At 56.8% G+C, this 12,761-nt stretch carries 10 protein-coding genes; 2 read left to right on the top strand and 8 right to left on the bottom strand.

Annotated features, from left to right (window positions below; translation table 11 throughout):
- Positions 1-84: 84 nt before the first annotated feature.
- Together TU81_RS01720 and TU81_RS01715 are read left to right on the top strand one after the other, a co-directional pair.
- Positions 85-1,389 (top strand): MFS transporter, encoded by a 1,305-nt coding sequence (locus TU81_RS01720; protein WP_048392980.1) that lies wholly within the window; start codon positions 85-87, stop codon positions 1,387-1,389.
- 9 nt (positions 1,390-1,398) lie between these two features.
- Positions 1,399-2,880: an aldehyde dehydrogenase gene (locus TU81_RS01715; RefSeq protein ID WP_048392977.1), complete on the top strand. Its 1,482-nt coding sequence runs from the start codon at positions 1,399-1,401 to the stop codon at positions 2,878-2,880.
- A gap of 93 nt (positions 2,881-2,973) precedes the next feature.
- Here TU81_RS01715 and TU81_RS01710 read toward each other — a convergent pair whose 3' ends face one another.
- From TU81_RS01710 to TU81_RS01675, 8 genes are all read right to left on the bottom strand, one after another.
- Positions 2,974-3,996, bottom strand: a complete 1,023-nt coding sequence (locus TU81_RS01710) for an SMP-30/gluconolactonase/LRE family protein (protein ID WP_048392975.1) — start codon at positions 3,994-3,996, stop codon at positions 2,974-2,976.
- A gap of 130 nt (positions 3,997-4,126) precedes the next feature.
- Positions 4,127-5,500, bottom strand: coding sequence for an MFS transporter (locus tag TU81_RS01705; protein WP_048392973.1), 1,374 nt, complete (start codon positions 5,498-5,500; stop codon positions 4,127-4,129).
- A gap of 142 nt (positions 5,501-5,642) precedes the next feature.
- Positions 5,643-6,386, bottom strand: a complete 744-nt coding sequence (locus TU81_RS01700; RefSeq protein WP_048392971.1) for an SDR family NAD(P)-dependent oxidoreductase — start codon at positions 6,384-6,386, stop codon at positions 5,643-5,645.
- 84 nt (positions 6,387-6,470) lie between these two features.
- Positions 6,471-8,048, bottom strand: coding sequence for an aldehyde dehydrogenase (locus TU81_RS01695; protein ID WP_231983782.1), 1,578 nt, complete (start codon positions 8,046-8,048; stop codon positions 6,471-6,473).
- Positions 8,049-8,349: 301 nt separating this feature from the next.
- Positions 8,350-9,177, bottom strand: coding sequence for an IclR family transcriptional regulator (locus TU81_RS01690; RefSeq protein WP_053078266.1), 828 nt, complete (start codon positions 9,175-9,177; stop codon positions 8,350-8,352).
- A gap of 254 nt (positions 9,178-9,431) precedes the next feature.
- Positions 9,432-9,722: a putative quinol monooxygenase gene (locus tag TU81_RS01685; RefSeq protein WP_048392967.1), complete on the bottom strand. Its 291-nt coding sequence runs from the start codon at positions 9,720-9,722 to the stop codon at positions 9,432-9,434.
- Positions 9,723-9,777: 55 nt separating this feature from the next.
- On the bottom strand, positions 9,778-11,190 hold the full coding sequence (locus TU81_RS01680) for an MmgE/PrpD family protein (protein WP_048392965.1): 1,413 nt from the start codon (positions 11,188-11,190) through the stop codon (positions 9,778-9,780).
- Positions 11,191-11,259: 69 nt separating this feature from the next.
- Positions 11,260-12,729, bottom strand: coding sequence for an NAD-dependent succinate-semialdehyde dehydrogenase (locus TU81_RS01675; RefSeq protein WP_048392963.1), 1,470 nt, complete (start codon positions 12,727-12,729; stop codon positions 11,260-11,262).
- Positions 12,730-12,761 lie beyond the last annotated feature (32 nt).

Below are 12,761 nucleotides of genomic sequence, written 5' to 3'. Positions count from 1 at the left end.
AATCGCGGCCCCAAAAAGAGCCTTAGAAGACCTAAGCAATCCAGGCGCTGCGCAGAACAACGCTGAATAATAAGGGAGAACACCATGACAACTGCCGATGACACCGCGGCAAAAAAGGCATTTCGGCGACTGATGCCGTTAATGATTGTCTGCTATTTCGTCGCTTATCTGGATCGCGCAAACGTAGGATTCGCCGCACTTCACATGAGCAAAGACATCGGCCTCACCGCTGCCGCGTTTGGGCTGGGTGCCGGGCTGTTTTTCCTGACTTATTTTTTATTCGAGATCCCCTCCAATCTGATGCTGGCCCGCTATGGTGCACGACGTTGGATAGCGAGAATATTATTTACCTGGGGCCTGATGTCCGGGGCCATGGCCTTCGTTACCACAGATACGGAGTTCTATGCTCTGCGCCTGTTATTAGGCGCAGCAGAGGCAGGATTTTTCCCAGGAATCACTTACTTCGTGACACTCTGGTTCCCCGCCCGTTATCGCGCCCGGGTTATGGGAACGTTTCTGTGCGCAGCTCCAATATCGCTATCACTCGGGGGGCCGGTCTCCGGTGTGCTTCTGGAGCTCGACGGAACCCTCGGCATTCCAGGCTGGCGCTGGATGTTCTTTCTCGAGGCGCTGCCGGCGATTGTTCTTTCGTTCGTCGTTCTTCGGTATTTGACCGATCGCCCCCACGACGCAACCTGGCTATCTCCTCAAGAGAAACAAGCGTTGGCTGCACGTCTGGCCGAGGATGCCGACGCCTGCCCTCCTTTGCCCCATGACAGCCTGTTTCGTGCATTGACCAGCGCACGGGTTCTGCTGCTGGGGCTGGCCAACTTCGCGATCGTCGTAGGCGCCTATGGCGTAAGCTTTTTCCTTCCCAGGATCATCAAGGAATTTGGCCTTGGCGATCTGCAGACCGGATTAATTTCTGCCGTGCCTTATGCTCTGGCCGCAATCGCCATGATCTGGTGGGGAAAACGATCCGATGCCAGGCTGGAACGTCGTTTTCATACCGCCGCCCCGATCGTACTCGCAACGCTGGGTTTAACGGCGGCGGCGTTGCTGAGCGATCCCCTTGCCCGGATGGCGGCTTTTTCCTGCGCAGCGATAGGCTGTTGGGCTTCGATCTCGCCATTCTGGTCGTTGTGCTTCAGTCAGATCCCCACGAAATTCGCTGCCGGCGCGATCGCCGCCATTAATGCGATAGCCAACTTAGGAGGCTTCACGGGTCCCGCCATCATGGGTTTCTTCCGCGACCGCACCGGTGATTTCACCGTGGGCCTGCTGATCCTGGCGGGCATCAATTTGAGCGCCGTGGCAATCGTGTTGTTTATCAACCGAACGCGCACGAATCATGTCCCGGCCGTACAGCCTGAAACGTCACTCAGTTAGGAGATTTTCGTGAAAACTTACGCGCATTGGATTGACGGCAGTTATCGAAATCCGACGAGCATGCAATGGATGGACAGTGTCGATCCTTATCGCGGCGAGCCGTGGGCAAAAATTCCCCTGGGTTCTGCTGCCGACGCGGATGCTGCGGTCGCATGTGCCAAACGCGCCATGACAGTGGGCCCATGGGCACGCATGAGCGCAACCGAACGTGGCAAGATCATGCGGCGTATTGGCGACCTCACGCTAGAACATATTGATCTGCTCGCGGAGCTCGAAGTACGTGACAACGGCAAACTGTTCGCCGAGATGCGGGGGGCGATAAAAAGCGTCGCGGATATCTGGTACTACTACGCGGGGCTCGCCGACAAAATCCAGGGCTCCGTGATGCCGATCGAGAAGACGGGAATAGTCGCAATGACCACCCGGGAACCGGTTGGGGTGGTGCTTGCGTTGACCGCTTGGAACGCCCCCTTGAACTTCCAGGCACTCAAATGTGCCCCCGCGTTGGCAGCCGGTTGCGCTGCAGTCGTAAAACCTTCCGAATACTCCTCGATCAGCTCCCTCGAATTTGCCCAACTGACCAGGCAAGCCGGATTGCCGGATGGCGTCCTCAATGTGGTAACCGGACTTGGTTCGGATATCGGCGCGCCCCTCGTCGAGCACCCGGACGTTGCGATGGTCACCTTCACCGGCTCTGATCTGACCGGGACAAAGGTATACGAAACTGCTGCTCGCCATATGAAACGAGTCGCCCTGGAGCTGGGCGGTAAATCGCCTAATATTGTCTTCGAAGACGCTGACCTGGAGCTGGCCGTTGCCGGGGCGGTTTCCGGTATCTTCGGTGGCGGAGGTCAAATGTGCACGGCAGGCTCACGCCTGTTGGTGCAGAGTTCGATTCTTGAAACCTTCACTGAGCGGTTGCTCGAAAGCGCTCGGTCCGTGAGGCTCGGTAACCCCATGGATCCAGCCACCCAAATGGGTCCCATGTCCACCGCACCACAATACCGAAAAGTACTGGAATACATCGAGATCGCCCTGGGCGAAGGGGCGCATTGCATTCTGGGTGGCAAGCCCGCAACCGGACCCGGCCTCACGGGCGGCCAATTTGTCGAGCCCACAATATTTGTCGGCGTTTCAAACGGTATGCGTATCGCCCAGGAAGAAGTATTCGGTCCAGTCTTGTCCGTCATTGCCTTCGAAGACGAAGCCGAAGCTATTTCGATCGCGAACGACATCCCTTACGGATTGGCTGCAGGCGTTTGGACGCGCGATACTGGACGATTGTTCAGGATGTCCAAAGCACTGGAGGTTGGAACCGTCTGGGGTAACACTTACCGCACCTACAGCTACATGATGCCGTTTGGAGGCATGAAGCGTTCAGGCATCGGTCGCGAAATGGGGATCGAAGCCGTCGACGAGTTCCTGGAGACGAAAAGTCTCATGATCTCGATTGCAGATGCGCGTCCGGGTAACAATTTCATCCCACGCTAAAGCATGACCAAGTTGCTGTTTACCCACTCACTTGGGCGCTAGTCAAACTGGAAGCGGGCACTCAACAAAGCCGCTTCCAGCTCATGCCCCCCTTTACTGATGGGAAAACAGTGGAAGTGCCTGCGCAAACCCTCGCGCCCGGAAAATCATCGACCCTTGTCCCCGATCACCGTCGTTCGCCACAAGATACACTTCCCGGGTGCCTGGCTTGAGAGCCATGCTGGTAGAGAACAGGAAATGCCCCGCTTCTCTACCCGGTAGCAGAATCTGTCCGATTGGTAGACCGTTGGGATTAAGTACCAGTACGCGCCCCTGACTGTATTGCGCGACATAGACGTTGCCGTCTGCATCCACCCTCATCGAGTCAGGCGACGGCCCATGGAAGCGGTAAACCACCACCGCCCCGAACGGCGCAATTGACTGTGCGTCCTTTAGCTCAACGCGGTGCAGCAACCCCGTACCAAACTCTGTGACCCACAATCTCTTCCCATCCGGAGAGAGAGCTATGCCGTTGGCGTTCGCCATATTAGGCAGGATTGGCACAATGCTCTTGTGATCGGCTGGTACGTAATATACGCCGCCAGTGGGCTCCGTGGAGGTGCCCTTAAGGTCGGTAAAGTAGAAGCCGCCGTGAGCATCGAATACCAGATCATCGACCAGGAAACCCTTATTCGCGTCGATAATCACCTCAGGTTTTTTACCGTTGGCATCGTAGACCGTAAGATTGCCTGTATCGACGTAATTCCCCAGCCCGGCGACAAACAAGCGCCCGTCCTTGTGTATGGCGAGGCCCGCAGAACCACGCGCGTTTTTCGCCACCGCCACCTGAAGCTGGCCTTGAGTGTCGACCTTCAGTACCTGTCCGCCTAATACTTCCACAAATAACAGATTGCCTTGGCGATCGAAGGCGGGTCCTTCCAGTTGCCATGCCTCTCCCGTCACTTTGAACCAAGGCTGCGCGGTGATTGTAAGCAGATCCTTTTCTGCTGCGGCTGTGGCGTAGAGCTGTTGGCCCTGGGTCGGGTAGTTCAACGTGGGTAAGGTGTCCGAATTATCTGCCAGTGACAATCTGGAAGTCAGCGCTATGGCAAGGGCTACTAAGGTCGATTTCTGCATGGAACAACACCTCTGTACTTATTTTTGGAGTGGAGTGCCTGGGCCTGCGTACTTTGGATATGAGTGAATAAAACACAGGGACGTAAGCGCTTTTGACATACACCACGGTCCCAAGAATTTTCCTCTTCGTTCAGCTTGCCAAATCCCGCCCGCGGGTTTCTTTCACCAGAAACCGCACAGCCAACACCGCGATAAGTGCCAGCGTCATGAAGTAGAAAATAAAGGCATTGGGCGAAACATATGCCGTCAGCCATGACTTCATGTAGGGCGCGGTTCCGCCGAATATGACGGCTGAAACAGACGAGGGAATGCTGATCACCTGGGCCCGGACCCGGTTGGGGACCAGTTCACTCATAAAGGCGACCTCAGTGGAGGCCACCGCCGCGAAGAAGAACAAGCCGATCGCCATGGGCAGCAGAATCTGCAGAAAGCTTGGACCCAGTAAAAAATGTTGTAGCGGGTAAACGAGCAGGAAAATGGCCCCGAATCCAACTGTGTAGTTGAAGCGCCGCCCGCGACGGTCAGAGATATAAGCCCAGACGGGCAACATGAACAGGTACATGACCTGCGCGACGAGGACCGCCCAATAGGCATCCTTTGGCTTGGCCCCAAGCATGGTGATGGCGTAATCGCCAAAGGTTACGAGCATGGTGTATGAAGCGACATAATTGGCGGGCCAGATCAGGAACAAGATCAGCACCGTCTTTCTGTATCGCCAGACATTTCGCCAATAGCCGTTATCCTCGAGATTCGCCTGGTGCTTGGCATCCTCGTAGGTGGACGATTCGTCCATTCCGTGGCGCAGGAATACCGTCAAAAGCCCATACAGAACGCCAATCGCGAAGGGAATGCGCCAGCCCCAGCCCTGCATGTCTTCTGCACTGAGGACCGAGCTGAGGATCGCGCCGAACAGCGTTCCTTGGATGATGCCAAGAATCAGTCCGATCGGATAAGCGCAGCTCTGCAGCGTTCGCCATTTAGGGTCGGCCATTTCGCCCACATAGACGAACGCCGAGATACTCTCCATCCCATGGGCAAGCCCCTGCATCAGCCGAGCCGCCACAAGCACAAACGCCGCAGTGGCCCCGATGGAACCGTAGGTCGGGGCGCAGGCGATGACCAAGCTGCCCAGGGTGGCAAGCATCAAGGCGCACAGCATGATCGGCTTGCGTCCGAAACGGTCCGCCAGTCTGCCGGCCAGCATCGCTCCAACCGGCCGCGCGAGAAAGCCGATGGCGAAAATGCCGAGCACATTGAGCGACGCGGCAAGCGCGCTGTCCTGAGGGAAAAACAACCTGGAAAAATAAGGAGCGAACGTCGCATAGACGACGAAATCGTAATACTCGAACGAAACCCCCAGCACGCCTCGAATCAGCGATTTTCGACGAGCCTTTTCAGCCGACAAGGTTGCGTCCGAGGGGCGGATCGGATGTTGTTCTTCAATAGGTTTTGCGTAACGCGGAGATGAGTCGGCCGTCTGGCCAAAGGAGTCTGTACCTGCCATTTTTATTGTCCTTGTGATGACCGTAAGACGGCCGCCTTCCATCGCGAAAGACGGCATCCAGGGATACTTCACTCACTGATGATCGATCCAGCTGGCGGGCACGTTGCCAGCCGGCACCCACGTGCCCTGATGTCGCTACCTCTCAATGAAAGGAACGACCACCGTCAACGGCCAACGCCGTACCGGTGACGTAGGAAGATTCCGTAGAGGTCAAGAAGAGGATGGCCGCGGCGATCTCCGATGCATCGGCCAAACGCTTGAGTGCGTAATTGCTGACGTTGGCCCGGTAGCCGTCCGCCATCGGCGTGTCCACCATGCCTGGGCAGACGCTGTTGACCCGCACCCGTGGCGCCAACTCCGCTGCCATGCATCGTGTCAGGTTGATCACTCCACCTTTGGATGCCGCATAGGCGGTAAGGCCCGGCGCATTGGGTAGCAGGCCCGCCGCTGAGGCAATGTTCACGATCGTTGCAAAGGGCTCATCCGTCATCCATCGCAGACAGTTGCGCGAAACGATGTAGGTGCCCACCAGGTTGATCTCGATCTGTTGACGAAACTCATCGGCAGGTACTTCAAGGATGGAGCCCTTGCCCATGATCCCGGCGGCGTTGACGACGCCGTCGATACCGCCCATGTCCCGCGCCGCTTGCTCAGTGACTTGCGCTACAGCCTTCTCGTCGCTGATATCGACAGCGAAGCAATGGCCCCTGCCCTTGAACGCCGCGTTCAATGCCTCGCCATTCCTGTCAAGCAACGCGACGCTGGCCCCTTCCGCTAGAAAGCGCTCCGCTGTCGCTCGCCCGATACCCGATGCAGCGCCAGTGATTACGATTCGCCGTCCGTCCAGACGGGCGTGGCTGGATTGATGAGAAGCCTTATCGGTCATTTTCTTGTTTTCCTTTTTTGTTCTGTAAGGACAAACAGTCATGAGCGCTGATGTCGTCACTCGCTCATGCTGCTATCAGCCGGCTCAACGCGGAATGAAGTTGTTTTGCGGGCGTGCATCTGCGATGGAAATCATCAGGCTTTTGGTTTCGAGGAACTCATCCACCGCCTCGATGCCCATCTCCCGTCCTATGCCGGACTTTTTCATGCCGCCGAAGGGCATCGTGTAGCTGTAGGTGCGGTATGTGTTGCCCCAGACCGTTCCGACCTCGAGCGCCTTGGCCATGCGAAACACGCGACCAATGTCACGGGTCCACACCCCAGCTGTCAGCCCATAAGCAATGTCATTGGCGATGGAGACAGCTTCAGCCTCGTCCTCAAAGCCGATGACGGACAGCACCGGGCCGAATACCTCTTCCTGAGCAATGCGCATCGAATTGGATACGTGGGTAAAAATCGTCGGTTCGACGAACTGACCGCCGCGAATGCCCGGCCCACTGGCAGGCTGACCGCCGAATACGCAGCGCGCTCCTTCTGCCTTGGCTATCTCGATGTAATTGAGCACTTTCTGATATTGCGGAGCGGTGGACATGGGTCCCATCTGGGTGGCCGGGTCCATCGGATTGCCCAATTTTACCGAACGCGCACCGGCAATTAACTGCTCGGTAAAAGCCTCCAAGATAGAATTTTGAACCAATAGCCGGGAGCCGGCCGTGCACATCTGGCCGCCGCCGCCGAAGATACCGGAGACAGCTCCGGCCACAGCTAGCTCCAGGTCCGCATCGGCGAAAACGATATTGGGTGATTTGCCGCCCAGCTCCAGAGCGACTCGTTTCATGTGGCGAGCCGCGGTTTCGTAAACTTTGGCGCCCGTTGCGTCAGATCCGGTAAAGGTGACCATCGCAACGTCGGGGTGCTCAACGAGCGGAGCGCCAATGCCAAGGCCCAAGCCTGTGACCACATTCAGGACGCCGTCCGGCAGACCGGCTTCCTTGGTCAGCGCTGCGAACTCCAGCGAACTGACCGAAGAAAACTCCGAGGGTTTAACCACCACTGCGCAACCTGCGGCTAATGCGGGGGCACACTTAAGCGCCAAAAAATTCAAGGGCGCATTCCAAGCAGTCAACGCAAGCACCACCCCAACCGGTTCCCGGGTAGTCATCGCAACGATGCCTTCTTTCTCGATCGGCATCACGGAGCCTTGGATCTTGTCGGCAAGGCCCGCGTAGTAATACCAAATCTCCGCCACGTTGCTGATCGCGCCGCGCATTTCCGCCAGCAACTTGCCGTTGTCGCGCACCTCAAGTTCGGCTAGACGATCAGCATTCTCCAAGGTCAGGTCACCGATACGCCGCATGATTTTTCCACGCTGGGTTGCGCTCATGCTTGCCCAGGGCCCGGACGTCATCGCGCGTTTGGCCGCAGACACCGCCGCGTCGGCATCAACTGCCACTCCCAGGGGAATTCTTGCCCATGCCTCGCCCAGATAAGGGTCCTGGGTGTCCATCCATTCGCGCCCCGCCGGCTCTTGGTAAGCTCCATCAATCCAATGTGCGTAGGTCTTCAACTGCCATTCTCCTTTCTGCTGGTTTGCGCCCTTGCAAAGGTGCGCGGAAATGCCGCACAGCATAATAAAACTATCTCGCATAGTGGGATAAATCAACAATAAATCTATAGCTGACTTTATTGCCGTCGAGTTCAATATCGTAGGATCAGACAGGAACGATCCTGTCTGACTACGTTAAAAACAGGTGCAAGCACGCAATGGCGCACCGAAGACTCGGTGTTCCGGAGGGCGGGAAAAGCGATCAGTGGGAGGGAAGTAAACCGATAGACGGTGGCTTACGAGCAAAACTCTCTTAGTGGTAACGACCCATCCAGGCGGCCAGAATCAGGCGCCTGGATTCACGTAAGAAGGATGACCTTGGCTGGTCGGAGAGACCATTCACTCTGAGTTGGAACGGCTAGATGTTTACTTCTGCCTGGGCAAGGCGACTGGAGATCTCTCGCGCCGCGCGCTTGACAGATACCACCGCACGCTTGACGTCGACATCGCGCCGCTCCTTTTCATCCCAAGCAACGCCAATACTGCCCAAGACGATATTGCTCTCATTGATAATAGGCGCCGCCACACCATAGACACCGGGATTGAATTCGCCCTTGGTGATGAGATAGCCGTCTTTTTTGATTTTGCTGAGCGTGCTCCGGAACTCCTCCCATGTGTCGCCTAGGCCCGCTCGCTGTATATCGGGTTGCGCACGGCTATAAAGGCTTTTGAGCCGATGATGAGGGAAATAAGCAAGGATGACCTTGGACACGGCGCCTTGGAACAGTGGCCTGCGCTGCCCACGTCGAAAGCGATTTTCGGGACTCAGAGGCGCACGATGCTCCCGAATACATAGCACCGAGTCCCTGAACGCCGTACACAAGAGCGCCGAGTGACCGATCGTATCGACCAATTCCTCCAGCACACCCTTACTGGCCTGCAGCAGCGGATCGGTATTACGGATTTGTAAGTCCAGCTCGATAATGCGCGAACCCAATACGTAGTTGCCATTTCCAACGGTACTTAGCAAACCTGCAGAGTGCAGCGCCTTGATGTAGCGATACCCTGTAGACCGAGAGGTTTCGAGTGCTTCGATGATGGCAGTGGTCGATAACACAGCCTGATTGGAACTGAACAGATCGAGGATGCTGAGCATCTTTGTAAGACTGCTCGCGCCGTCGCGAGCATGCTCTTCTCTCTCGTCTTCAATGGCCGGGTTTTCCCCCTGAAGCGCTTCTATGTCCATTACCCACTCTATCCTACGTTAAAGGGTCCCTCGGAATACCTCAGGCCCCCGTGAAAACCATGATTGCGTTGCGCGCAATTCGGAGTGCGCTGGCTTTTGATCATAGTCTCAAATTGTAGGATCGAGCAAGAAACAGACAAACAACAAAAACTTTAATCCCATAATATGAATAAAATTCGAGATACACAGGAAAAGCCCGAAGTGACGATTGAACGTCATCGGGCTTGCCCTTAACGGCTCGTTTGACCTGTTGCCTATTTGTGGAAGGACAAAGGATGAAAGAAGTTTTCTTCGATCAAACCTTCTGTTTTTCGCAGAAACTCTTTCACATGCGGTGCGTGCACATGAGCCTCGAAATCCTCGTAGGTTTCCCATTCCTCGATGAACACGAAGCGTCTCGGCTCAGTGCGATCACAGTACATTTCATACTGGATCATGCCCTTTTCCTGATGAACAGGCTCGATCAACGCTTCAAGCGCCGCCTTTACCGCATCCAGATGTTCAGGCTTGGCCAGCGTTACAGCTACGCAGTGCACTCTTTCCATCGTACGGACCTCATTTTTGTGGTTCTTCAAAATAGGCTGCGCAGGTATCAACCCGTCATTGCAACGTGCGCATCAACTCGGCAACATCCTCGACGTCTTCCAGTAACTGCACCAGCCGCTGGACTTCTGCAATCCTGTGAGAGCTCAACGGACTCACCGCGACCGCTGCGCATTCGGCGAATTTCGAACAGAGATCGGCCCAGGTCATTGGGTTGTCCGCATTACCGGGAATATGGGTACCGGACCTTTCCCAGCGACGACCATCCGCTGCTACCACTTCGACACGCCCTAGTGGCAGTTCCAGCTTCCAGTCCAGTGACGCATCGGCGACCAAGGAAATTTTGTTGGCGGTGGCCAGGACCTTCGTATCACGCAGGCCCGACTCGGTGAAATCCAGCACACTCATGCCACGACGCACAGCTGCAACCGCGACGAGAAAAGGTAGGCTGAACTTCGCATCCGCCAACGTCGCCGGCGCCTTGCGTACGTCCAGCGGCTCGCACATGAGCGCGTGATAGTCGCCCACGAACAACCGGATTTCGGCGATATCGTCGGGCGCAAGATCGTTGTCCGAAACAATGTCGATAATTGCTTTCATATGACTGTGCGCGGTACCCACCGAGGGCCAGCGCTTGTACAAGGTGACGCTACCCTTGTAGTCGACACCGATATCCTCAAGGATTTTGTCTCGATCGTAACGGCCGTCGAAATAGGTGTTGAAAAACCCGTACCCGCCTTCAAAAAGACAATCGATACCAGGCACGCCTTTTTCCGCCATGAGCGCTGCTAGCACTGCGCCTTTGGCCGAAAAGCCGGCATATAAGCCGCGCAGGTCGCTACCCGTACCACACACCATCTCCATGATGCCCGAACACTGCATACTGGCGATGCCCAGGGCGTTGGCGGTCTGCTTCGCATTGAAGCCCATGACGCGCCCGGCAGCCGCGGTGGCAGCAAACACCCCCATAACAGTGGACAGGTTCCAGTCTTTCTTCCAACCGACATTGCACCGCAGTCGCGCAAAGATGTCCTGCCCGGCAGCCACGGCGGCAATCATGTCCTTGCCAGTCACGCCCCCCTTACGTTCGGCCAAGGCAAACACCGCTGGAATGATCGAGCTCGCCGCGTGCTGCCCCCAAGGTGTTTGATCGTCGTAGTCCAGGCAGTGCGCCAGCGCCCCGTTGGCCAGGGCCGCCATCGTCGCTGGGACGCGCCCCCCAAAGCCCAGAATCGACGCCTGGGGGGTACCTGCAGACTCCTTGACCACCTCGATGACCCCCAATACCGCAGGCTCCATCCCGCTCGCGGCGAGCATTACCCCAAAGGTATCGAGAATGCTTTTCTTCGCGGCTTCGCGTGCGGCCTCAGGCAAGTCTTCGTAACGCAGCCCGGCCGCCAATGCAGAGAAGTGATGGACGATGTCGGCGCTTATGGCCACGTGTTTCGCATTGAATATCTGTTCTGACATGAAACGGTCTCCCGTCGCTGCAACCAAAATCACGGCCCCGTACGCTGATCACAAGCTGGGGCCCCTTGCTTAGACGCGGACCGTCTTTTGCAGCACTGTCTTGCTGACCATGTAGGACTCAAGACTCCACGGCCCCCCTTCTCGACCAATCCCACTGTCCCTCATACCCCCGAACGGCGTATCGGGATCCGGCGCACCGAAATGGTTGATCGACAGAACTCCCAGGTCCAATTCGCGACTCAGCCGCTCGGCCTCCTCGAGAGTATTGGTGAAAGCAAACGCGGCTAAGCCCACGGAAAGGCTGTTGGAGATTTCGATCGCCTCATCAAGGGTCTTGAACGGGACGGCCACCGCGACCGGACCAAACGGCTCTTCGCGCATGATTTCGCAATCGAGCGGGGTATCGACCAGCAGCGTTGGCGCAAAAAAGTAGCCACGATCACCGACGCGATGACCACCCACGGCAGCCTTGCCACCGCGCTCGAGCGCGTCATCGACGAAATGCTGCATTGCCGCCAGCCGTCGCCCGCTGGTGACGGGTCCCATATCTGCCTTGAGGTCTAGCCCATCAGCGACACGCACCTGCTGCGCCGCTGCAACGAACCCAGCGACAAATTCCTCGTAAAGACTTTCGTGAACCAGGAAACGTCCCGGCGCGGCGCACCACTGAGAATTGATACGGATCTTGCTTTTGAGCGCCATCTTGCCGATTTCGCTCGCATCAACCCCAGCACAGACAATCACCGGCGCATGACCACCAAGCTCCATCAGCACCGGTTTCATAGCGGCTCCTGCCAAGGCGCTGAGGTGTTTCCCCACGCCGACCGAGCCAGTCAGCGTGACCATGCGAGTCACTGGAGAGTCAATCAGCGCCAGGGAAACCTCGGCGGGGTTACCAAACACCAGATTCAGGACTCCCTTGGGCAAGCCGGCCTGCTCGAAACATTGAACCATGGCGACAGCCGCCCCAGGCGTTTCTTCCGGAGCCTTCAGGATAATCGAGCAACCCGAACATAACGCGCCGCTGATTTTTCGACCTGGCGCGCTAAGCGGCACATTCCAAGGGGTGAAGGCAGCTACCGGCCCGATCGGTTGGCGTAGAATCAGCTTTTGCATCTGCGCTTCGCCCGGAACAATGGTGCCGTAAGCACGTAACGCCTGCGCCATGTCCCAATCAAAGAAGCTCGCCGAGCGTTCAACTTCGGCCCGCGCATCTGCGATCAACTTGCCATTCTCACGGGTAATGATCTGTGCGATTTCCTCGGCGCGCTCACGCACGCCAGCGATGGCACGAGCAATAATAAGGTTGCGCTCAACCGGTGGCGTCGCTCGCCATACCTTAAACCCCCGCTCCGCAGCGACCAATACGCGCTTCAAATCTTCGGAGTTGGCGCCGGGTACCGTAGTGAGCACGGCTTCGGTGCTTGGATTGCGGACTTCGAAACATGATGGACGATCAAAAATCCATTCACCATCGATGAACAAGCCAACTTGCGGATGCGTAGCATCGGCGACGTGACTTTGAGTTTCTGTGGACATGGGATTTTCCTCTGCAAGTGGCGACACGGTGT

This window comes from Pseudomonas lini (genome assembly GCF_001042905.1).
GTDB lineage: Bacteria > Pseudomonadota > Gammaproteobacteria > Pseudomonadales > Pseudomonadaceae > Aquipseudomonas > Aquipseudomonas lini.
The sequence above is the reverse complement of the archived record's forward strand: the minus strand, read 5'-3'. Positions and strand labels throughout refer to the sequence as shown.

What these genes read in the sequence shown, in the direction of transcription:
- TU81_RS01690 (WP_053078266.1), bottom strand. Translation starts at nt 9,177, where the DNA reads ATGGACATAGAAGCGCTTCAGGGGGAAAACCCGGCCATTGAAGACGAG.
- TU81_RS01685 (WP_048392967.1), bottom strand. Translation starts at nt 9,722, where the DNA reads ATGGAAAGAGTGCACTGCGTAGCTGTAACGCTGGCCAAGCCTGAACAT.
- TU81_RS01705 (WP_048392973.1), bottom strand. Translation starts at nt 5,500, where the DNA reads ATGGCAGGTACAGACTCCTTTGGCCAGACGGCCGACTCATCTCCGCGT.
- TU81_RS01710 (WP_048392975.1), bottom strand. Translation starts at nt 3,996, where the DNA reads ATGCAGAAATCGACCTTAGTAGCCCTTGCCATAGCGCTGACTTCCAGA.
- TU81_RS01680 (WP_048392965.1), bottom strand. Translation starts at nt 11,190, where the DNA reads ATGTCAGAACAGATATTCAATGCGAAACACGTGGCCATAAGCGCCGAC.
- TU81_RS01700 (WP_048392971.1), bottom strand. Translation starts at nt 6,386, where the DNA reads ATGACCGATAAGGCTTCTCATCAATCCAGCCACGCCCGTCTGGACGGA.
- TU81_RS01675 (WP_048392963.1), bottom strand. Translation starts at nt 12,729, where the DNA reads ATGTCCACAGAAACTCAAAGTCACGTCGCCGATGCTACGCATCCGCAA.
- TU81_RS01720 (WP_048392980.1), top strand. Translation starts at nt 85, where the DNA reads ATGACAACTGCCGATGACACCGCGGCAAAAAAGGCATTTCGGCGACTG.